This is a genomic window from Paenibacillus sp. WC2504 (genome assembly GCF_052682475.1).
This window is the reverse complement of record NZ_JBQZFH010000001.1, coordinates 2,517,335-2,539,423: the sequence shown is the minus strand read 5'-3', so window position 1 is coordinate 2,539,423 and position 22,089 is coordinate 2,517,335. Positions and strand designations below refer to the sequence as shown.

Here is a 22,089-nt window from a genome sequence, read left to right as displayed (position 1 = left end):
ATCTATTGAAACAACAATTTCGGAGGTGTTTCTTATGGAAAATGAAAGTACCATCAAACAGCATGTACAGCAGCAGTTCGGCAAACATGCCAGCAAGTACGTGACAAGCGAGAATCATGCAAAAGGTGATGATCTCGAACTCCTTCTTACTTGGTTGCCTTTAGAAAGCACTTGGAATGTGCTGGATATTGCAACAGGCGGCGGCCACGTAGCCAAACAGCTGTCCGCTCATGTACAGCAGGTCGTCGCTACAGACCTAACACGTCCCATGCTCTCTGCTGCCGCTGATCACTTGAAGCAGGCGCAGTGCCATAATGTCCTTTTTGTTGTAGCCGATGCCGAACAGCTGCCTTTTCTCGATTGTTCATTTGATGCCGTCACCTGCCGCATAGCTGCTCATCACTTTCCTAATCCGCACTTATTCCTTCATGAAGCGGCACGTGTACTCAAACCGGGCGGCAAACTGGTTCTCATCGATAACGTCGCTCCCTCTGACGAAGTTCTTGATCAATTTATGAATACATTTGAAGCTATGCGTGACACTAGCCATGTACGGTGTTTAACTGTCCCCGAGTGGCAAGCCCTTGTGGAGAAAGCAGGTTTGCAAGTGGATCTTTCCCTTATGAATCGCAAACCACATAAGTTCCCTGCATGGGTCATGCGTACCGCCGAGAACGAAGAGCAAGCGAAGTCGGTTGAGCATTTTATTACCGGCGAAGATCAGGCGGTTCAAGATTATTTTTCCGTTCACATCGAAAACGGCAAGCTGCAATACCTCGAAATTGACGAGTGGCGGGCTGTGCTCAGCAAACCTTTGTAAATAACAATAGACAGGAGCCAATCCACTTTGGCTGCTTATTCTTTTTTAACCATATGGCCCCTTCCTCGCTCCATATTTTACCACACTTTTCTAGCGGAATATGTCCAGGCTCCCCTTCATATATTCATGGGGATAATCGACGAGACGAATCCTCATAGTTCGATACGATTTGGAGGAAAAAACATGTTTAAACCTCATCCCGCTAATACAGCAATTGTCATTACGGACCCGCAAAACGACTTTCTTTCCCCTGGAGGCAAGGGCTACCATTTAACCAAAAGCTTGATTGAGCAATACAATACACTGGGAAACTTGGAAATTCTCATGCATACTGCGATGAGCAAAGGATACCAACTTTTTATCTCGCCCCATTATATCTATCCGCATGATTACAGTTGGCAATTCACGGGAGCAGAACAAGAAATGTTATTAAAACTCGGTGTATTTCAAAAACAACAGGATTACACTTCAGTCGGCGCCGACTGGGTTCCCTCTCTTAAACCCTACATATTGTCCAGTCGAACAGTCATAGCAACAGCCCATAAGATAGCCAGCCCGCAGAGCAATGATCTAGTCTACCAATTGCGTCAACACCGGAAAGAAAAGATCATCCTGGCAGGAGCCCTATCAAATATTTGCGTTGAGTCGCATATGCGTGATTTGATCGAAAACGGTTTCCAAACCGCTGTCGTTTATGATGCCACAACTACGATAAGTGAACAGGCTTTTCAAGCCGCGTTGACAAACTTTCAGGCATTCAGCAGTGCCACGTGGTCAACACAACAGACAATCTCTCAATTATAGAGGAGCCTAAAAAGTTAACCTTAAATTAGGCAAAAAAGAGACCCACAGCAACGGGCTGCGGGTCTAAAGGTTTATATTTTAAAGGGGGGTCGACTTTTATTATAGGCTTGTTTCATTAAAACCAGATGAATATAAGATTTCATTTCTGTTACATTTATTTAAATTTAGCTTTGGTTAATTTTTTGGGAAAACCAAGATACTACAATAGTGACAAGAAACCAAGATGCTCCTCCGACGAAGCTGACACTGATATGTTTATCTAAAAAGTAGTTTACGGCTGCCCAACTAATCCCGCCTGCCAAACCCAACAATACGGCTTTACGCATTCTCTTTTGCATAACATTCCACCTTTCGACAAGCTCTATTTTACTCTAAAACAGATGCTTAGGGTATTCATAAATATTCCCGGTCTATTTGAGCGCCACAGAGCGTTCTGATATTTACTTACTTTTGTTGAGTTACACTAAAATATAAAGTATAATATTCCTATACAGAAGGGAGAGAAAAACCATGTCTACTCATACAACTACTTCACTCGAAATAGGAATAAGCACTTTTCTCGAGGCTGCCCCGAGAACAGGCGGGATCACGCATGCGCAGCGGCTCCGACAAGCCGTTGAGGAAATTAATCTTGCCGAGCAAGTCGGCCTGGACGTCTATGCGATCGGCGAACATCACCGCGCGGATTACGCGAGTTCGGCGCCGGCCGTTATTTTAGCAGCTGCGGCTTCTACAACCAAGCGAATTCGGCTCTCAAGTGCCGTGACGGTGTTGTCATCGGACGACCCTGTACGCGTGTACCAAGCTTTTTCCACGTTGGACGGCCTATCCAATGGGCGGGCGGAAATTATGGCGGGCCGCGGCTCGTTTATCGAATCTTTCCCATTGTTCGGATATGACTTGAACCACTACGACGAACTATTCGAGGAAAAGCTGGAGCTTTTACTCGCGATTCGTGAAACAGAGAAAGTGAACTGGCGCGGCGGCCATCGCCCTGCCATCAACAACCTTGGCGTCTACCCGCGTTCCGTTCAGGAGCCGTTGCCCGTATGGATCGGAACCGGCGGCAATCCGGAGTCCGCGATTCGCGCCGGCCTGCTTGGGTTGCCGGTCGTCTTTGCGATCATCGGCGGTATGCCGGAGAGATTCGCTCCTCTCGTCAAGTTATACAAAGAAGCCGCTGCGAAAGCCGGGCACGACGTAAGCAAGCTGCAGATCGCAACGCATTCACACGGGTTCATCTCCGATACAACAGAGAAAGCCGCCGACTTGTTTTACCCGCCAACGGCTGCTCAAATGAACACCATTGGGCGCGAGCGCGGCTGGGGTCCGTATACCCGCGAATCGTTCGACGACGCCCGCAGTCTTCGCGGAGCACTCTACGTAGGCGATCCCGAATATGTAGCCGAGAAAATCGTGCTGCTGCGCAAAAACCTGGGTCTAACGCGCTTCCTCTTGCACGTTGACGTCAGTTCGGTGCCGCATAGCGAAGTACTGCGCACCATCGAACTGCTCGGCACGAAAGTCGCGCCAATCGTTCGCAAAGAGCTTGCCCGCGAGACCGCTCAAGGGTGATTTCGGTAATACCATCCGTCATAAGCAAAGGGTCCGAACCAAGGTGTACTATCCTTGGCTCGGATTTTTTAATATATAAGCGTTCCTATAGAGCACTCCCCCCTTGAATCTTGCTGCTATCGCTTGAGCGGTTCCTCTTCGGGAGGGGAACTACAGGGCACTATTTTGTCGCAGTAGGCCTCTTTTGGCTTAGGAGGGGAACTGTGGTCCGCTATTTCTCCGTTTTCTTAAAAGAAACAGGGTTAGACGGTCAAATAACGCCCTGTAGTTCCGCTTGAACGCAGAAACGGGCTAAATTTGCTGGAATAACGGCCTGTAGTTCCTCAAAAGCTGCCCACTTTAGAGATCCCTCTATTTCTCAAGCGCCGTACTTTTGGTATACTGGGAACAAATCAACCAGAAATGGGTGTCGAGTAGTGAAACATGAAGAAATGCTTGCGGTGCTGAAGGCTCTCTCCAATGAGACCCGTCTCAACATTCTTTGCTGGCTCCGGGAGCCGGATAAGTTGAACGAAAATCTGCCGAGCGTCATCAAAGAAGAATTCCCGGGAGGGGTTTGCGTGGGAAGTATCCAGGAGAAATCCGGGCTTGCGCAGTCTGTCATCTCCTCTTACCTGTCTTCCATGCAGAAAGCGGGACTGCTGGAATCTCGCCGATTTGGCCAATGGACCTATTACAGACGAAATGAAGAAGCTATCGCCGACTTTTTGGCGAACTTTGCCTCGGGGCTGCAAGCCATGAAGAAGTAGTATCAAAAGTTTTCTCCGTAGAACTTGCATCTTTATCGATTAATCTATATATTTGTATTTATAGATTAATTATAACTTTTTTCATGCAGGAGGAGAGAATAAGATGACTACATCCAAAACAACAACAGCTTTGTTCCAACCTTTTGAAGTTGGTAACCTAAAGCTTGATAATCGTATTGTCATGGCACCGATGACCCGTACTTTTTCGCCAGGAGGCATCCCGGGCCCTAACGTAGCAGGCTATTACCGCCGCAGAGCGGAGAACGCCGTTGGCTTAATCATTACCGAAGGAACCGTCATTAACCATCCGGCTGCGTCGGCAGATCACGGTGTGCCGCATTTCTACGGCGAGGAAGCTCTGGAAGGATGGGCGCGTGTCGTCCGTGAAGTACATGAAGCTGGAGGTAAAATCGCTCCGCAGATCTGGCACACCGGAACTGCCCGAGATAAGAATAAATTCCCCGATTCGAATATCGATTCCGTCGGCCCATCCGGCCTCAACTTGAAAGGCGAGCAAGTATCCGAGCCCCTTTCGGTTGAAGAGATTCAAGGTCTCGTTCAGGCTTATGCCCAAGCCGCAGCCGACGCGAAACGTCTAGGCTTCGATGCCGTAGAAATTCACGGCGCGCATGGTTATCTCATTGATCAGTTCTTCTGGGACGTTACCAATAAACGCACAGATGCGTATGGCGGCAGCGACCTTGTTGACCGCACCCGATTTGCGGTGGAGGTTATTGAAGCGGTACGTGCCGCGGTTGGCCCCGACTTCCCGATTATCTTCCGCTTCTCCCAATGGAAGCCGGTGAATTACGATGCCAAGCTCGCAGCAAATCCAGAGGAGCTGGAACGTTTCCTTGCACCATTGTCCGCAGCTGGCGTTGATATCTTCCACGCATCCACACGCCGCTTCTGGGAGCCTGAGTTCGAAGGTTCTGATCTCAACCTGGCGGGCTGGACGCGCAAAATCACCGGGAAGCCGGCTATTACCGTCGGTTCCGTTGGACTGGACTCCGTTTTCACCAGCCTATTTGAAGAAGGCAAAGGCGGCGAGGCTGCCGGCATCGAAAGCCTGATCGAGCGTCTCGAACGCGGAGAGTTTGACCTCGTTGCCGTCGGTCGCGCGCTGCTGACTGACCCTGCTTGGGCAGCCAAAATCCGCGATAACCGCACGGATGAATTACAGCCGTTCACGCGGGAGTCTCTTGCTACGCTGAGCTGATTTCATAAAAAAAGGTGCCCACCAACCATGTCCATGGCTGGAGGGCACCTTTTTTTATATAACAATACCAAAATAAGCTAACAACGCTTCTTTATACGCTTCATCTGTCTCGGGAGTGAAGGTTCGTACACCCTCAGAATTGAAAACACGGAACTCACGATCAAAGACGGTATGCCGTCCCTCCAGCGTCCGGATCGCAACAATCGGGCACTTGGTGAAAATCGAATCGGGCGCATTTTCACACCAGTAACTCGCAAACAGATAGTCTTTCGGCAGCTGAGGCTCCTCCGTGAACGAGTAAATGCGGGGCCAACCGCCGTGTTTCTGTTCACAAAGCACCCAGCCATGATCAGGATCTCTCTCGAGGCGATAGTACTCCTCGCCTTGCTGCTGGACAAGCCCCTCTATGAGGGCAATCGGCCTGATCGGTACGACCCCACCCACTCCGACATCGCACAAATACTCGGCGCCCTCGGCCTCTACCTTCAGGACGTGGTGCCGCCTTTTGGGCGGGAGCTCCGTCTCATCGCGCCAAAACCTGGCAACAAGGTCTGTCACCTTGTACCCTAGTTCCCGCAGCAGCCAGCCGAATAAGGCATTTAGCTCAAAACAGTAGCCGCCCCGCTGGCGCACAACAATCTTTTGAAACAACTCCTGCGGATCCAAAGATAACGCTTTGCGTTCCAGAATATCCAAATTCTCATAGGGAACGGAGTACAAATGTCGCTCTTGCAGAGCAGCCAGCGTCTTGGTACTGCCATCAAGCGAGCCTTTAAAGCCGATGCGATCTAAATAGCTTTGAATTTGGTTATTCAATCCTAAGACACCGTCCTTACAAGAATTACTTGCTGGTAAGAAAACAGTCATATGATTGAATCATACCATGGGGCACAAGAGGATGACAAAATATCATTTTAATAGAGACATTAATTCCTCATGGACGGCCGCATTGGTGGCAACCAAGCTATCGTCGCTTAAGACAAATGTTTTTCCTGCCGCATCGGTTAGCAAGCCACCCGCTTCCTGCAGAATAACCATTCCGGCGGCGACATCCCAAGGGTACAGGCCATCATGCCAAAATCCCGTCAATCGCCCTGACGCTACTAGGCATAAATCAAGACTGGCCGCCCCCATGATTCGCACACTCCGAGCTTTACCTGTCATTCTTCCGATTTGTTCCACGACCACAGAATTCGGCTTCCAGTCCAAAGCGCGGAAACCCGTTGCCAACAAAGCTTGGCTGATGTCCTGTTCTTGCCCAACCTGAAGCCTGCGGCCATTCAGAAAAGCCCCTCCCTGCTTTTGACCCGAGTAGAGTTCATTGGTTACCGGATTATAAACGACTCCGCCGATCGGAATGCCATCTTTCACAATCCCCACTGAGATCGCAAAATGCGCGATGTTGTGAATAAAGTTAATCGTGCCGTCAACAGGGTCGATAATCCATCCGTAGCCTGCTGGCGACTGCTTTAATGTATGATGGGAATCCTCTCTGCCGCCATCTGTTTCCTCCGATAAGATCCAATGATCCGGATAATCATGGTTAATTCTACTGCGCAGCAATTGCTCACTTTGCACATCAACTTCCGTCACAAGATCCGCTTGATTCTTCTTTTCCTGAATGTGCAGCGGCATTTTCATAAGTTCCATAATCAAAGTGCCCGCTTCTTTCACATAACTGATTGCATCTTGCATAATTGCATTCTCATACGCTTGTTGCTCGTTCATATGCGCTCCTTCTCCTAAAGCTTTCTGTGTTTGATTTATCTGGATGATTTAATGAAGCATAGGATACCTGTCATAATAAGTAAAATACTTCCGAATTTCGCTAAAGTAACTGGATTTTTTGGCAAATCCATAAGCCCGAAATGATCAATAATCGATGAAGCAACCATTTGCCCGGCAATGATCAGAATAAAGACGGGGAGGGTGCCGATTTTCCCTGTGGCATAGGAAGTGCTAAACATGATACCCACACCCAAAACCCCGGCAATCACGATCCACGGAAGAACATGAAGCTGCAGCGGAGAAGGGGATTTCATACGCCATAATAAAAAGGAAGCAACCACGATTTGGATGGCGGAAACACCGATAATCATCCCGTATTGTCCCTGCACTTTCCCGATGTGCGCATTCATCATTCCCTGGGTAACACCTAATAATCCAGCAGAAAAAGCAAGTATGAAGCTGATCTTGTTGTCTAACATTCGCTTATCTCCTTTAAATTAAAAGCCAATTTCAATTGGCATGGATCCATTGCCAATCCGGCAAGTCTTCCCTCTGCCATAACTCCCTGTTAAATAAAAGGTGGCATCCGTTTCAGAACGGAGCTCTTCCCATTCTCCCTTCAGCGCATGTGAGCGTCCAATGCTGACGGGAATGATGCAGTGTTTAGGCTGAATCCATCCGAGAATACGGGAATTAAAGCCATCATCCATCCCATGATGGGAAACTTTCCATATGCTGCACGTAAGATCTGTCCGCTGTGCGAGACGTTCCCATCCCAGTTCTAATTGATCCCCTCCGAATAAAACGCTCGACTGCGGCTCTCCCTCACTGCTGAGTCGATATACGGAGCTATCATGATTAGATAAATCAAAGAAACGCGGTAAATTCTCTCTAAAGCCATTATGCTCAGCTTCTTCTGAGAGAGCTTGCATGAGCATCTCGTAGGCCGGAAGCGGATCTCCTTCCCAAGGATATAGTTGGGTTAAGGTGACACCTTCCTCGGACCAAATTGCGGATTGCTCGCGTGATCCATACGTACTGCGCCATTTAATCTCTGTTCCCTGGTCAATTAGGACCTGAACCAATTCCAGATACGTGGCCAGCATGCGGTATACTCTATATGTGAAATCGTCCTTTAGCTCTTCGACCAGCTCTTCTGGAGGCAGCTCAAAGGGCTCGTACGGCAAAACGGCTTGGACGACCGACTTCGCTCTTGCTACATCCAGAAGCCCGTTGACATGATCTTCATGAATATGAGTGAGCAGCATCCACTCCAGCTGATCAACGTCATTGCGGTTCATCCAAGACAAGGGATGATCTTGCTCTTCGGAGAACGTACCGTCCCCTCCGTCAATTAAGCACACACCGCCGGAAGGCAGCCTGATCAGATGAGCATCCCCCCACCCGACATTCAGGAATTGAACTTTCGTATTCAACATAAGAATTCCCCCTCTATCATTAGTTTGTCATTGTACCCTTCTCGAATGGCAGCAAATGAATGTTATGCTTGTCCAAAGCCAGATGAACCGTGCCCTGCAGGTATCCTCGCATACTAGGACTTGAGTCATCGACAATCCACTGCTGCGGAGCATCATTGATCCAGTAACGGATCATACGCCCCAGGAAGCTGCTTCTCTGAATGACGCCGCTCCAAACATTGTGACCTTCCGTCGTCTTATCGACGAAGGAGATGCATTCCGGTCTGATGACAACCGTCACCCGGTCACCTGTCCGGAAGGGGGAATCGCTTCGATAAACACGAAATACGGCGGTTCCGCATTTTACAATCAAATCTTCCCCCTCTTCAGCCACTACTCCGCCCTCTATAAAATTAGCCGTACCGACAAAATCGGCAACAAACTTGCTTTCCGGTTTAAAGTAGATATCCCAAGGTGTCCCCACCTGCCCGATACGCCCCTTGTTAAACACTGCGATTCGATCCGAAATCGATAACGCTTCATCTTGATCATGCGTAACAAAAATAGCGGTAATGCCCAATCGTTGCTGCAGCTCTCTGAGTTCATCTCTTACTTCCACTCTCATTTTGGCATCCAAATTGCTGAGAGGTTCGTCCATTAATAGCACCTTCTGCCCCATAACCAGTGCCCTCGCAAAAGCAACACGCTGCTGTTGTCCTCCGCTTAGCGCTCTAGGGAGCCTGTCTTGAAGTCCTTGAAGCCCGAACATGTTCAACATCGCATCGACTTTGTCCTTCACTTCTTGCCGAGTTGGCTTCTGCAGCTTTAAACCGTAAGCAATATTCTCGAATACGGTCATATGAGGGAATAAGGCATACTCTTGAAATACAAGCGGTGTATTCCGTTTATATACAGGCAGCTCATTCATATTTTTACCTTCTATAAAAATGTCTCCGGCATCCGGTTCATAGAATCCGGCAATCAGCCGCATTAATGTCGTTTTGCCGCAACCGCTTGGCCCTAGGAGTGTTGTGAAACTGCCTGCGGGAATATCGAGAGACACTTGACTGATGGCGTCGAAGTCTCCGAATCTTTTTGAAACATTGGCTATTTGGATCATCGGTTTCTCCGTGTTCATGGTTTCCTCCACTTATAGTTCTATCGATCTGCCCTGCTTCTTCAAGAAAAACTGTGCTGCCAACAGCACCACGAAGGCGATGGAAATCAGCACAACAGTAAAGGCCGATGCACTTCCCCAAGCCCCGTTCTGCACCAATCCAAGAATGGACACCGTCCCTACGGAAGTTTTCGCCGAATAAATGAATATAATTACGCTCAAACAAGTAACGGATCGCAGAAAAGACACGACAATCCCCGAGATAAACGGTCCTTTCAACAAGGGAAGCACAATTTTCCTGAAGGTAGCGAAGTTGCTTGCGCCTAGATTGAGTGAAGCTTCTTCCAGCGCTCCGCTGATCTGCTGAAGACCAGCCAGACTAGCGCTAAAGCAGGTCGGTAAATTCCAGAACATGAGGGCAAGAACCATAATGAGAGAAGTTCCTGAAATCATCAGCGGTTTCTCATTAAAGGCCATTGCAAAACCAAGTCCTAAGAATACGCCCGGTACAGCTCCCGGCAATATTGCCAAGAAATCAAGCAGTCGGTTGATGCCTATGCGCTTCCTTTGCACGATATAAGCTAATGGCAAGGCAAAGAATCCGGCCGCTAACGATGCAAACAAAGCGAATTTCAAGCTGTTGAAAATTTCCCTTCCTTTGGCCTCCACATAAAGGAGATTTTGCAGCGTGAAGGACCAGTCAAATCCCCATGTCTTGGTGAAAGCTCCGTAAAACAGAACCCCATAGACCGAAAGAACGATGAGCGTGACGAGCATGCAGAAAGCGAATAGCCCCCATTTCACTGCAAAGGGTAGTGGAAAATGTTCCAGCGAACTTTCTTTTCCGGTAACGGTGATGTAAGAACGCTTTCCTACCCATGCCCTGTTCCAAATAAAGAGACCAACTGCGGGAACCAGCAGCGCGGTTGAGAGCACAGCAGCCGAATTTAGATCGAACATCCCCGACATTTGCATATACGCCTCTGTTGGAAGAACCGTAAAATTCCCGGCTATGATCATGGGATTCCCAAAGTCAGCCAGAACGTTCATGGCTGTAATTAAGGCTCCGCCCGCAATACCCGGTCTGCACAGGGGAAGAAAAACTTGTTTGAACACTTGCCAATGAGAGGCTCCAAGATTATAAGCCGCATACTCCAGATTGGTGGAAGTAGATTTCAGCACACCGTGAATAACCGTATAAGCATAAGGGAAAAAAGTCATCGTTTGAACTAGCCAAAGCCCATGCCAGCCGTAGATATCTATATTAACGTGCAGCACATATTTTGAAATGATTCCCTGCCTGCCGAAGAGCAGGATGTAGGATAGCGCAACAATAAAAGGAGGCGAAACAATCGGCAAAATCGTTATAAATTTAAAGAGTCCTTTGAATGGAACTTTCAGCCTTGTAATCGTGTAGGCAAAAATAAACGCAATGACCGTACATGAAACGGTTGAGATAGCTGTCATGAATAAACTGTTTAGAGCAGCGTGATACCATCTCGAAAAGGTAAAAAGTTTAAAATAGTCCTCCGGGCGAGTGAAGCTTAGCACCTTCAGGATTGGCCAAATGACAAAAAAACATGTGATCAGAATGATCGCTGCCACCCCCAACGCTAAGGCAGGTTCATTCCGCAACCTCTTTATTTCCGACCAGGTATCTTTGACAGTAGATGAAATCAAATCTTTCCACACCTTTCGGTTATAAGCATGCACCTCCTCCCGCCGATTGGCCGCAGGAGGAGGTATACAAGCTGTACCTTTACATCAATTATTTGCTTGTCATTTCTGTAAATTTCTTCACAACATCTGCTTTCATCTGAGCAGCTTTATCTCTGTCATAGTTGACCAGTTTAACATCCTCAATCTTGATCATGCCTTCCGGAGGCGCAACATCTTTCCTTACGGAGTAACGGTTAGACAGCTTCGTATTCATTTCTCCAACCGGTTTCGTTAACAACCAGTCCACGAATTTCTTCGCATTCTCTGTATTCGCTCCGCCTTTCACAACACCAACACCGCCAATTTCAAAAGCCGTTTGCTCAGGAACGATTACCTTAATCGGGTAACCCTTTTGAGCAGATTTAACAATATCATGCGCCCAGGACATGGCCGCTACGAATTCGCCTGTCGCCGTAAGCGTAATCCCGTCTCCTGCAGCCGGTGTAAAGTGATGTACGTTTGCGCTAAGCTTTTTCAAATAGTCCCAACCTTTTTCTTCTCCCAAACGGAACAATTGGTCAGCCACGAAGATATAACCGCCGCCCGCTGTTGCCGGATTGGATGTGAGGAATAGGCCTTTATAGTTAGGATCAAGAAGATCGTCCCATGTCGCCGGCTCTTTGACACCTTTTGGAGCAAGCTCCTTTTGGAATCTGTCTTTGTTCAGAACGATACCGAGAACGCCCATGTACCAACCTTGCCAGTAGCCCTTCGGATCATTAAAACGAGCTTCGATATCCTTGGCATTAGGAGACGTGTACTTTTCAAGCAACCCCTGCTGAGCAAGCGGCTCGTAGAATTCGACCGAACCTCCTACAAAGATATCCGCTTTAGGCGCAGCCTTTTCAGCTTGAATGCGCGTACTCGCTTCGCCAGCACCGCTTAAACGCAAGTATTCAATCTCGATGCCCGTATCTTCTTTGAACTTCTTTTGAATTTGTACGATATCATCTTCATTTAATGCTGCGTAAACAACCAATTTCTTAGACTCCGGTGCTTTCGTCGCTTTCGCTGGCTCACTGCTCGCCGTGCTGGCTGGTGTTAATGTCGGTGAACTGGCTGTCTTGCTGCCACCGGCTCCACACCCTGATAAAACAGTGGTTAACATGAAGGAAGCTGCTAATAACAAACTTACAGTACGTGCTTTCGGTTTCAGAAACATTTCCATCCTCCTAGATGTGTTCTCTTTAGCAAATTTGGTTTGAATCGACTTCGACTTACTCTCCTGCAATAATCCTATTGCGCAGTTACCGTAACTGAAACCTTGGCTTGTCCATTACTTGTCAGTGCATCTGTCCAAGATTTGGTCGTTCCAGGCGCTACAACCGCTGATACATATCCCATATCGTCATCACCGGAAGTTCCGTCTGAATCGTAGACATGGATTTCAACATTGCTATTTGATGGTTTCGCGACATAGACGGTGTTGTAGTTTTCTGAGAAGTTAGGTCCGAATTCAGCGTCATTGGCACCAAAAGCTATATTGTAAACTTGATTTTTAGGCGCATCATTTTTCTTCCAGAACCTGGCATCCGTCTGTCCTTGGCCGTTGACAAAAGCTTTAATGAACATATCGCTTTTACCGCCGAACGGATCGCGATCTTCAAGACTTTGCGCGTTCTGGAGAACTATTTTATGAGAGTAGTAAGGATTAAACACATAGGTATGTGAGAAATTACCGAGACCATTCAGGTGCACATCGACTTGATGAGCTGGATCAGACCAGTTCATTCCCTGTAAAGATGGGCCATCATCGCTATCGTCCCATCCCCATGGTGCATTCGCTGAATTAGCCGTATTGTTGTCTCCTGCAATGGTCCCCCAAGAAGAGAAAATGTTAGGGTCATTCCGGCGGTTCCAAAGATCTCCCCACTCGATTAATGCATAGCCGTAATGGTTCGTATTGCTGCCAGAGGTATTCGTCGGAAACTGCGCTACACCCGTGTAATCGTAGACAATACCATCTCCGCCTGGCGCGCTTGATCCGTCGTAGGCTTTGACACCATGCCCTCCGCTAGGACTCTGTCCGTTAGCCTGGCAAAACACCATGGGATGGCTTCCGTTGAAGAGAACGCCACCGTCAACGTTGTCAGAACCAGAGGTAATGTTGGGATCATTCGTGTAATCGTACCATTGATTATGCGCCATGGTTTCCATCAACTGGAACGACCCATAGTTGGATCCATCCTTCTTGATGACAAGGAATAGGCCTTCAAGGTCATTTTCATGGGCATCAAGCGGTCTAGTGTAAGCATCATCTCTTGCATGGAACAAGTCGTACTCGATAAAGTAATGTGTTGTCGTTTCGGACACTTTATAGTAGACATACCCATTCTCATTGTAATTGGAGAGATTATCCCAGTTATTCCGAGCCAAATAATCGCCGTCATAGTTGAAATTGGTAATAAAATCCGCCCTTACATCAAGATCAGCATTGACATCCTGGTAAATCTGAGGCGCCCAGTAGGCAGCCAGCTCTGAATAACTTGCAGCATGAGTGGTGCTCGCACTAGTGAAGAAAGGAACCGCCAAAGTTAAAATCGACATGAGTCCTAACATTTTTTTCCTCATTTAAAATGCCCCTCCGTGAATTCAAATTATTTTCACTCAACATCCTGTCACCCTTTTTTCAGCAAGTCCTCCTTCCTTCCTCGATGCGTATCATGCTGTCTGACATCTAAAATTATAGGTAAGATATCTCGCTTGTGTCAATCAATCCAATGTTAAATAATTGTGTAGATAAACTGCATGTTTTTTGCTAATAATATGGCTTAACTAGTCTTTTAAATTTCAAAAAATGTGGTACACTATTGTTGTCAGACAGCTTTAAATTTTATGTAAACGTTGAACATACCATCATTAACCTATAGAGAGGAATCGCTGAAATTTGGAGAAAAAGCTGCTTTATCTCAGAGTCAAAGAAGAGATTGAACGAAGCATCAACGAAGGCGAACTTAAGCCGGGGGACAAGCTTCCGTCTGAGCCGGAACTCGCCAAGAAATACGAGGTAAGCCGCCCTACACTCCGGGAAGCGCTTAAGATGCTTCAGCGGGAGAAAGTGCTCATAAGCAGAAACGGCGTCGGGACCTACGTTAACAATCGTCCGGATTTCATTATCAATCCGCTGAGCAAGCTGCAAAGCGTGGGGCAAATGATTAAAAATGAGGGGTATATCGAAAGCGAATTAGACATCAAGATCTACACACGAGAGCCCGAGGAGGATTGGAAAAAACAATTACAAATCGATGATGAGGAAAAGGTTGTCATTTTGGAGCGTTCGCGAACAGCAAACGGCAAGAAAGTGGCATTTTATTATAATATTTTCCCGCAGAGTTTGGTGGCAGGTCATTTTGAGGGGGAATTTTCAGGAGCTATCTTTGATTTCTTAAAGAGCAAGATGGGCATCAACATCGCCTACGCCATCACCGAAATTTGCGCATTAAGCAGCTCCGAAGAGATGGATCAGAATGCGGTGAACGTGCTCGGCAATGAAATTTTATTATTAAAACAACTTCATTTCGATGAAGATGATCGACCTGTCTTCTATTCGCTGGACTATTTGAAAAATAGTGTTTTTAAATTTTTTATTAAACGTGAATAGAAATGAAAACGACGTATGTTCCTGTCCATCTTTCGCGACAAGAATATACGTCATTCCATTACTTCTCAAGAAATCCTGTAGAAGGATTCGTAATAAAAAAACCTTCTTCTGGAACATGAAAATATTGAATCCAAACGCCGTCTAACAGGCTCTCTCTTTTGTCTAGCAGCACATTTATCCCTTTATCGGTTTCTACAATTTCATCATTTTCAGTTGCATGATCCAGGATAACGTCATAATGGCCATGGTCCCCATGATTCTGTGTAAGAATGACTCGGACCATCTTACCCTCCGCACCTTCTTGACTCAACATATCCTTTAAAACTTTAGCTGCGTTCCGGTTTATTTTGCATTTCATCGTGGTTTTCTCCTTGAATCAAGATTAGTTTAGCCTTCCTAACTTCACCCAATCGCCTATAAAATATTCCAAACATACTGAAAAAGAGGTGGAGTTGCTCCCAACTTCCCAACATAAAAAAGACTGCATTCACCCAAGGAGGAAGAGTGATTGTAGTCTTTTTACCTCTTGCTATTCGTAATTAATTAGCGTCTAAAACCTTGCAATTGCTGCTCCGCTATTTGCACCAACCGTTTGGTGATGGTGCCACCGATTGAGCCGGCATCGCGTGTCGCCAGATTGCCATTGTAGCCATTGGGTTGCAACGCAATCCCTAACTCTTGAGCAACTTCAAATTTCAATTGATTCAAAGCCGCTTTTGCTTCTGGAACAACTAATGTGTTACTGTTTGCCATAAATAAATCACTCCTTCTCGTGGTGTAATCTTATCATGTGGAGTGAAAGGAAGACTTATACATTCAAATTCAAAGAAGTTAAATTTCTTGCTCTGTTCATAATTTTGAGGAAGGTTTGAAGATCTTCTGTGGCCACATCTTCATTGCTTCTTACGATGTTTACGTTTTCCTTCTGGCTTCTCAATTCATCTATTTCAAGTTTGAGCTTTGAATTCTCGTGAAGCAACTGCTCAAATTTTTGCGCTTGATCCTTCGCGATCTTAATGATTTGCCTAAATGCATCCTCATATTTCGGCATGATGGGTTCATCATCCAATGTTGGCATGACAGGAATCGCTGCATGGATGTCTCTTTTTTGTTGTTTGCGTTTCATCCTGAAAAATTTAGCGTCATTGATTTCAGTTTCGTATTGATGCCTCAGTTCTTTATTCCACCGAAACCCACAGGCGGCCGCCGTGCGATTCAGTTTGCTCGCTGAGTCTTCGAATGCGGCAAGCTGCGTACTCCCATTTTTAATGTGACTAATTACCGTTTGAGCTAACGTTACATCATGATTATCTGTCCAAGCATCTTCTCGTCTTTTATCTTTCATTCTAGTTCACCTTCTTTACTATGTTATTAGAAATTGTTACCTGTAATATTAATTTTATTCAATGGACATGCATAAAAGACCCACATATCGTATATGTAGGTCTCTTTTAACTAGTTTGCAATCTATTCTTTACTGCTGGCGCTTACTTGATTGTCACTTTCTTTTTTAACCCCTTTGCTTTTGTACGGTTTCGGTGCGCTTTTTGCTCGATTGGCACTAGCTTGCCACCTATTCCAGCCTTTTTTGTCCGTTCCTCTGCCGGTTCCTTTGCCTTTACTCATGTAATCACTCCGTTCCATTCATCTGATAGAAAGCTATTGTATCATGAAAATGGAATTAATCTTAATTTATTCGTGCAGAAATGAATTCATCCCGCTAGATAAGCTTCTTTAACTTGATCGTTGACTAGCAATATCTTGGCGTCATCCTCCAAAATAATTTCTCCGGTCTGTATGACATAACCGCGATTCGCAATTTGCAGAGCTTGATAAGCATTCTGCTCCACAAGTAGAATCGTCATCCCGGTTCGGTTCAATTCCCGGATAATGTCAAAGATTTGATCCACGATAACCGGAGCCAACCCCATCGACGGTTCGTCAAGCAGCAGCAACTTGGGCTTCATCATAAGTGCGCGGGCGATTGCTAACATTTGTTGTTCGCCGCCACTCATGGTGCCTCCCGTTTGGTTTAAGCGTTCTCGCAAACGTGGAAAGTAATCAAAAGATTGCTCCATACGCTCTTTCATCACTTTTTTATCTTTCACGGAAAATGCGCCCATCTCCAAATTCTCTTTGACGGTTAGCTTGGGGAATATGCGCCTGCCTTCCGGAACATGTGCGATTCCTTCCATTGCCGTTTGGTGAGGCTGCCAACTCGAAATGTCTAGATTTTGAAACAGGATGGAGCCTTTCGTTTTCACTTGACCGCAAATAGATTTCAATGTCGTGGACTTCCCCGCTCCGTTACAACCGATCAAGGTAACAATTTCTCCCTCATGGACATGAAGTGAGATCCCTTTCAATGCTTGAATACCTCCATAATAAGCATGGACCCCTTGAAGCTGTAATAAGCTCATCCTTTCACCCCTTCCACTAAGGCACTTTTACCTAAATAGGCTTCAATGACACGCGGGTTCGAACGAACCTCATGCGGAAAACCTTCCGCAATCTTCTCACCGTGATCCAATACTAGGATGTGATCGGACAATTCCATGACGAGTTTCATATCATGCTCAATCAATATAATTGAAATGCCCATTTCCCGTTGAATCCTTCGAATAAGCACTGTCAAATCTTTGGTTTCACTCGGATTCATTCCCGCTGCGGGTTCATCGAGCAGCAGTACTTTAGGTTTTGCCGCGAGCGCTCTCGCGATCTCAAGCCGTCTTTGCGCTCCGTAAGAAAGGCTGTTTGCATTTTCATTGAGAGAGGAAGCAAGACCTACATACTGCAATAACCGATAGGCTTGGTCCATCGCCTGTTGTTCCTCAAGCCGAGTTTTCGTGAATCCTAGTAAAGTGCTGACGATTCCACCTTTCAAATGGATATGCATACCGACCATCACATTTTCAATCACCGTCATATTGCCAAACAATCGTATATTCTGAAAAGTACGGGCAATGCCTCTTTCCGTAATGCGATCAGGCTTGACGTTCACAATCGACTTGCCTTCCAATTCGATTTCACCTTCATCAGGCGTATAAATTCCGGTAATCATATTAAAAAATGTCGTCTTCCCGGCGCCATTCGGACCGATAACTGCGGAGATTTTCCCTTTTTGAAAATCAAATTGAACACCATTAACGGCAACTAGACCGCCAAAACGTTTGACCACATCTTTAACTCTCAAAACGGTCATTGGACGATCCCTCCGCTTGGTGGGGATATTGGCTTCACCGACGTTGTTGATGTTGATTTAGATGAAACCCGCTCCTGAATCAGCCTTTCGTTCACTTTGCGATTTTTCACGGAAATCAAGCCATTGGGCCTAAAGACAGCAAAGAGAATCAGAATAGCCCCAAATATGAAACGCTGCATCTTGGCCGGGGATAAAGCAAAAGGAATGTGGACGACGCCTTGCAGCGTTAATTGATTCAGCCAATTCGCAAATTCCGTAAGCACCTGCAAGTTAAGAATCGTAATAAGCGCAGCTCCAAGTATAACGCCGGGAACACTTCCCATTCCGCCTAACACCACCATGACTAATATCGTAATGGATTCAAGCAGGGTGAAGCTGGACGGATCAATAAACGTCTGTTTGGCCGCAAAAACGACCCCCATCATACCGGAGAACGATGCTCCAACAGCAAATGCTGTCAACTTCGTGCGAATTAGCGGAACGCCCATAGATTGGGCGGCAATTTCATTCTCTCGAACGGCCTTCCAGGAACGTCCTATGCGGGAATGCTCGAATCGTTTTACCCCGAAAATCACGAACGCCAATATCGCAATCACAATGAAATAAAATTCATGAGGATGCGTGAATTCAAGTCCGAACAGATCGGGCGGCTTAATCGACGAGATGCCCTTTGCGCCGTTCGTAATATTAATCGGCTTCTCTAAGTTATTGAAGATGATCCGAACAATCTCACCGAAGCCCAAAGTCACGATTGCCAGATAATCGCCTTTCACCCTGAGAACGGGCAAACCTAGGAGCATGCCGAACAGTGCAGCCATAAATCCGCCAATAAAAATGAACAGCCAAAACGTTGAGCCTGAAAGTGGAAAGAAATCTCCCGTTAGGAACTTGTTCGCTTGTGCGGTAGAGAAGATGCCGTATGTGTAAGCTCCAATTGCGAAAAAAGCGACAAAACCCAAGTCTAACAGACCTGCAAATCCTACGACAATATTTAGTCCGAGCGCCATTGCGATATAAATTCCGCTTTGCGTTGCAACTTCCATATAAGACTCGTATGCAGGGCCTCCCGATGTAGCAAACGGAATAATGAGAATGACCAGGATACCGCCAATGATCCATTTGACCTTATCCGTGAAGGAGGTGTAGTGCAGCAGCAACAAGGATGCCAGCAATAATAAAAAGGCGATGACCGATTTAGCCATCATATATACACTTAGCGCTGAAACCAAGACAAGAAGAACAAGGATCAGAGCTTGCATTTTCGAATTCTGCGCTAATGCTTGTTTGATTTTATCCATATGAGTCACCTGAGTCACCTACACTTTCTCCTTGACGGCTTTACCAAACAGACCTTCCGGCTTAAAAATCAATACAATGATAAGTATCATAAAAGCAAACACATCTTTATATTCTGAACCAAAGCTGCCGCCCGTCAGTAAACCTAGATTTGAAGAAGCAAACATCTCGAGAATGCCAATGACCAGTCCGCCGAACATGGCTCCCCGAATGTTTCCTATACCTCCAAGCACAGCTGCCGTGAACGCTTTCAACCCTAATATATAGCCGATAAACGGATCGATCGTTCCATATTGCTGCGCAAATAAAACCCCAGTTGCTCCACCCAAAGCGGATCCGATGAAAAAAGTCAGGATAATGATTTTATTCACGTTTATCGACATTAACGAAGCTGTTTCCCGATCTTGCGCAACCGCTCGCATGGCGACTCCCCATTTGGTACGGTTAATAAAAAAATCAAGGCCGATCATTAAAAAAACAGCCACTGCGATGATAATGACCGTATTGGTTTTCAAAGACGCGTCACCGAGCCAAGAGCTGAGCGATGACGTGCCGATGGTCATGCTTTTATCGAATAACGTAATACTGCTAATGATGTAGTTTCCTGTTCGCAATTCAGAGATAAATCGAACGATATCTTGAACCACGAAGGATACACCAATCGCGGAGATCAGCGAAATGAGCTTTGGTGCTTTTCGCAGAGGCTTGTAAGCAATTCGTTCAATCCCAACCCCGAGCAATCCCGTAACCAGCATGGCGATAGCGAGAATCAGAACGTAGGCGACCCATCCCGGCATCCCGCCAAGCCATCCTGTCGATTGGAAAAGGAATAAGACTCCCGTTCCAACGAATGCCCCTGTCATAAAAATTTCACCATGCGCAAAATTGATCAGTTCAAGAATGCCGTAAACCATGGTATAACCTAAGGCAACGACCGCATAGATAGCTCCTAAAGCAAGCCCGTCGATCAATACTTGGGGGAGTGCGTGCAGGATGTTAAGGATCATTGAGCTTCTCCTTTCGCAGATAAATAAAACGTAAAGAGAGGTATATCTACTAAGCACATACCTCTTTACTTAACGTTACTTCCCTACTTCAGAAATCATCGTGCCTGGATATTTCGGGCCATCAAATTTGTAAATAAACACTTTTGCATATGTATTGTCACCTTTGCCGTCAAAGGAAACCTTCGTAGCCACGCCTTGGAAATCTTTGGTGGCGCGCACCGCATCGCGAACTTTATCACGGGCAGGCACTTTCCCGCCGTCCGCACTGCTCGCGGCTTTAATGCTGTTAAGAATAATCGTCATACAGTCATAAGCGTATGCCGAGTATCCGTCTGGCGCTTTGCCGAACTTGGCTTTGTATTGATCCGCCCATTTCATACCTTCTGATGATTTCGTAATATCCGTTGAGATGGAGGCGTACAAGGCATCTTTGACTTTATCGCCGGCTACATCAACCAGACCTTGTGTATCCCAACCGTCAGCCCCCATGAAAGGCGCTGTAATTCCTTTGTCCCGAGCTTGCTTGATCAACAAACCGCCCTCGGCATATAAGCCTCCGAAAAATACGAAATCCGGCTTCTTGCTGAGCGCAATGTTCAGCACCCCGTTGAAATCCTTCTCGCCTACGGTAATTCCCTCATAGCCGACTATGTTCGCCCCTTGCTTCGTCGCCGCGTCTTTGAACGCTTCCGCTAAGCCTTGGCCATAGGCTGTTTTGTCTTGAATGACGAAAATATTTTTAGCTTTCACTGTTTTAAAAGCATAATCAGCCGCTGCAGGGCCTTGAAAATCATCTCTGGCAACAATTCGGTTTACGACCTTCAGATTTCGATCCGTTACTTCCGTCGCTGTGTTCGACGGTGACACCATGACGATATTGTTCTTCTCGTAAACAACGGAGGAGGGGATTGCTACGCCCGAGTTCATGTGCCCTACAATTCCGAGGATGGCTGGATCAGCACTAATGATCTCGGCATTGGCAACGCCTTTTTTGGGATCTGCCTGGTCGTCATAAGGGACCAATTGGAGGTCAAAGCCTAACTTGGCAAACTCTTCTTTGTGGTCATCCAAGGACATTTGGGCGCCTAGCTTAATCGCTTCACCTTGAACGGCGCTGCCTCCTGATAAGGGGGACTGAGTAGCAATTTTGATGACGCTCTTCGTGACTGTGCTGCTGGGTGTAGTTGTTCCTGTAGCAGTACTAGAAGTTGTTTCATTTCCGCATCCTGCCAACACACTAATGGCAAGCGCCGATACTGAGATCAGTAGAGCCGTCTTTTTCAAAATCATGAAACATCCTCCTCAGATAGTTTGGTACGCAAAAATGCCGATACAGCAGCATTCAGAACTTCGATTTAAGCTACGAAATTCATACAAAAACTACTTCATCGGCACTTTCAATACATGAACCTTCCTATTTATCATATTCAAATTCATAGTTTATGTCAATTAAAGTAACATATAAATAAGAAAAATTATAGATTAGGTTAATTTGTGTTATATTAATTAACATTTAAAGTTAATCATTTTCTATTTATTGTAACTTATGGCGTTATCACCCTAGCATAAGTGCTATAAACTTCATTGATAGCAGTTCTTCCATCTGTCGTCACTCCACCAATGCAGCCCACCCTACCGCCAATAGCAACTTAACCACCAGCCCTCCGCATGAGACCAACAATGACTCAACCGTCTGCTCTCCGCATCCCACTAGCAGCCAACCATTCGCCTCCGCACCAAGTAGCCAATACTCTGTAACGGACTCAGAAGCCGTTATTCTGCCATTTTCGCCTGATCGAGCCTGCTAACGGACTTAGATATCGTTATTTATAGA

At 46.3% G+C, this 22,089-nt stretch carries 24 protein-coding genes; 6 read left to right on the top strand and 18 right to left on the bottom strand.

Annotated elements, in window-relative coordinates; genetic code table 11:
• Positions 1–34: 34 nt before the first annotated feature.
• Positions 35–820, top strand: a complete 786-nt coding sequence (locus ACUN27_RS11130; RefSeq protein ID WP_315955368.1) for a class I SAM-dependent methyltransferase — start codon at positions 35–37, stop codon at positions 818–820.
• 183 nt (positions 821–1,003) lie between these two features.
• Positions 1,004–1,624 carry an isochorismatase family cysteine hydrolase gene (locus ACUN27_RS11125; RefSeq protein WP_315955369.1) on the top strand — a complete coding sequence of 207 codons (621 nt, stop codon included), beginning with the start codon at positions 1,004–1,006 and terminating at the stop codon, positions 1,622–1,624.
• Between the two features lie 164 nt (positions 1,625–1,788).
• Here the strand turns inward: ACUN27_RS11125 and ACUN27_RS11120 are convergent, their stop codons facing one another.
• Entirely contained in the window at positions 1,789–1,962 is a 174-nt protein-coding gene (locus ACUN27_RS11120) for a hypothetical protein (RefSeq protein ID WP_315955370.1), read from the bottom strand.
• Positions 1,963–2,134: 172 nt separating this feature from the next.
• Here ACUN27_RS11120 and ACUN27_RS11115 point away from each other — a divergent pair, with 172 nt between their 5' ends.
• From ACUN27_RS11115 to ACUN27_RS11105, 3 genes are all read left to right on the top strand, one after another.
• Positions 2,135–3,199, top strand: a complete 1,065-nt coding sequence (locus ACUN27_RS11115) for an LLM class flavin-dependent oxidoreductase (protein WP_445558897.1) — start codon at positions 2,135–2,137, stop codon at positions 3,197–3,199.
• A gap of 431 nt (positions 3,200–3,630) precedes the next feature.
• Positions 3,631–3,948, top strand: a complete 318-nt coding sequence (locus ACUN27_RS11110; protein WP_315955498.1) for an ArsR/SmtB family transcription factor — start codon at positions 3,631–3,633, stop codon at positions 3,946–3,948.
• A 103-nt stretch (positions 3,949–4,051) separates the two neighbouring features.
• Positions 4,052–5,167, top strand: coding sequence for an NADH:flavin oxidoreductase (locus ACUN27_RS11105; RefSeq protein ID WP_315955372.1), 1,116 nt, complete (start codon positions 4,052–4,054; stop codon positions 5,165–5,167).
• A gap of 54 nt (positions 5,168–5,221) precedes the next feature.
• Here ACUN27_RS11105 and ACUN27_RS11100 read toward each other — a convergent pair whose 3' ends face one another.
• From ACUN27_RS11100 to ACUN27_RS11065, 8 genes are all read right to left on the bottom strand, one after another.
• Positions 5,222–5,983 carry an arylamine N-acetyltransferase family protein gene (locus tag ACUN27_RS11100; protein ID WP_445558896.1) on the bottom strand — a complete coding sequence of 254 codons (762 nt, stop codon included), beginning with the start codon at positions 5,981–5,983 and terminating at the stop codon, positions 5,222–5,224.
• A gap of 93 nt (positions 5,984–6,076) precedes the next feature.
• On the bottom strand, positions 6,077–6,895 hold the full coding sequence (locus ACUN27_RS11095) for an inositol monophosphatase family protein (RefSeq protein WP_315955374.1): 819 nt from the start codon (positions 6,893–6,895) through the stop codon (positions 6,077–6,079).
• 35 nt (positions 6,896–6,930) lie between these two features.
• On the bottom strand, positions 6,931–7,374 hold the full coding sequence (locus ACUN27_RS11090; protein ID WP_445558895.1) for a DMT family transporter: 444 nt from the start codon (positions 7,372–7,374) through the stop codon (positions 6,931–6,933).
• A gap of 18 nt (positions 7,375–7,392) precedes the next feature.
• Complete coding sequence (locus tag ACUN27_RS11085; RefSeq protein ID WP_445558894.1) at positions 7,393–8,334, bottom strand: ComEC/Rec2 family competence protein; 942 nt, start codon at positions 8,332–8,334, stop codon at positions 7,393–7,395.
• Between the two features lie 19 nt (positions 8,335–8,353).
• Positions 8,354–9,451 (bottom strand): ABC transporter ATP-binding protein, encoded by a 1,098-nt coding sequence (locus ACUN27_RS11080; RefSeq protein WP_315955377.1) that lies wholly within the window; start codon positions 9,449–9,451, stop codon positions 8,354–8,356.
• 12 nt (positions 9,452–9,463) lie between these two features.
• Entirely contained in the window at positions 9,464–11,122 is a 1,659-nt protein-coding gene (locus ACUN27_RS11075) for an ABC transporter permease (RefSeq protein ID WP_445558893.1), read from the bottom strand.
• A 76-nt stretch (positions 11,123–11,198) separates the two neighbouring features.
• Entirely contained in the window at positions 11,199–12,311 is a 1,113-nt protein-coding gene (locus tag ACUN27_RS11070) for an ABC transporter substrate-binding protein (RefSeq protein ID WP_445558892.1), read from the bottom strand.
• Between the two features lie 74 nt (positions 12,312–12,385).
• Positions 12,386–13,720: a hypothetical protein gene (locus ACUN27_RS11065; protein WP_445558891.1), complete on the bottom strand. Its 1,335-nt coding sequence runs from the start codon at positions 13,718–13,720 to the stop codon at positions 12,386–12,388.
• Between the two features lie 316 nt (positions 13,721–14,036).
• Here ACUN27_RS11065 and ACUN27_RS11060 point away from each other — a divergent pair, with 316 nt between their 5' ends.
• Entirely contained in the window at positions 14,037–14,750 is a 714-nt protein-coding gene (locus ACUN27_RS11060; protein ID WP_445558890.1) for a GntR family transcriptional regulator, read from the top strand.
• A gap of 58 nt (positions 14,751–14,808) precedes the next feature.
• Here ACUN27_RS11060 and ACUN27_RS11055 read toward each other — a convergent pair whose 3' ends face one another.
• The 9 genes from ACUN27_RS11055 to ACUN27_RS11015 form a co-directional block, all read right to left on the bottom strand.
• On the bottom strand, positions 14,809–15,108 hold the full coding sequence (locus tag ACUN27_RS11055; protein ID WP_315955382.1) for an iron-sulfur cluster assembly accessory protein: 300 nt from the start codon (positions 15,106–15,108) through the stop codon (positions 14,809–14,811).
• Positions 15,109–15,293: 185 nt separating this feature from the next.
• Complete coding sequence (locus ACUN27_RS11050; RefSeq protein ID WP_161411024.1) at positions 15,294–15,503, bottom strand: alpha/beta-type small acid-soluble spore protein; 210 nt, start codon at positions 15,501–15,503, stop codon at positions 15,294–15,296.
• A gap of 55 nt (positions 15,504–15,558) precedes the next feature.
• Positions 15,559–16,095, bottom strand: coding sequence for an RsfA family transcriptional regulator (locus ACUN27_RS11045; protein WP_315955383.1), 537 nt, complete (start codon positions 16,093–16,095; stop codon positions 15,559–15,561).
• 122 nt (positions 16,096–16,217) lie between these two features.
• Positions 16,218–16,376 carry a DUF3934 domain-containing protein gene (locus ACUN27_RS11040; RefSeq protein ID WP_315955384.1) on the bottom strand — a complete coding sequence of 53 codons (159 nt, stop codon included), beginning with the start codon at positions 16,374–16,376 and terminating at the stop codon, positions 16,218–16,220.
• Between the two features lie 86 nt (positions 16,377–16,462).
• The gene (locus ACUN27_RS11035; protein WP_315955385.1) at positions 16,463–17,170 is read right to left on the bottom strand and encodes an ABC transporter ATP-binding protein; all 708 of its coding nucleotides are present in this window, start codon (positions 17,168–17,170) and stop codon (positions 16,463–16,465) included.
• Positions 17,167–17,952, bottom strand: coding sequence for an ABC transporter ATP-binding protein (locus tag ACUN27_RS11030; protein ID WP_445558889.1), 786 nt, complete (start codon positions 17,950–17,952; stop codon positions 17,167–17,169). Before ACUN27_RS11030 ends, ACUN27_RS11035 begins: the two co-directional genes overlap by 4 nt.
• Entirely contained in the window at positions 17,949–19,211 is a 1,263-nt protein-coding gene (locus ACUN27_RS11025; protein WP_379174942.1) for a branched-chain amino acid ABC transporter permease, read from the bottom strand. The genes ACUN27_RS11030 and ACUN27_RS11025 overlap by 4 nt, the downstream gene beginning before the upstream one ends.
• Before the next feature lie 57 nt (positions 19,212–19,268).
• Complete coding sequence (locus tag ACUN27_RS11020) at positions 19,269–20,255, bottom strand: branched-chain amino acid ABC transporter permease (RefSeq protein WP_315955387.1); 987 nt, start codon at positions 20,253–20,255, stop codon at positions 19,269–19,271.
• A gap of 75 nt (positions 20,256–20,330) precedes the next feature.
• The gene (locus ACUN27_RS11015; RefSeq protein ID WP_315955388.1) at positions 20,331–21,545 is read right to left on the bottom strand and encodes a branched-chain amino acid ABC transporter substrate-binding protein; all 1,215 of its coding nucleotides are present in this window, start codon (positions 21,543–21,545) and stop codon (positions 20,331–20,333) included.
• Positions 21,546–22,089: the final 544 nt, after the last annotated feature.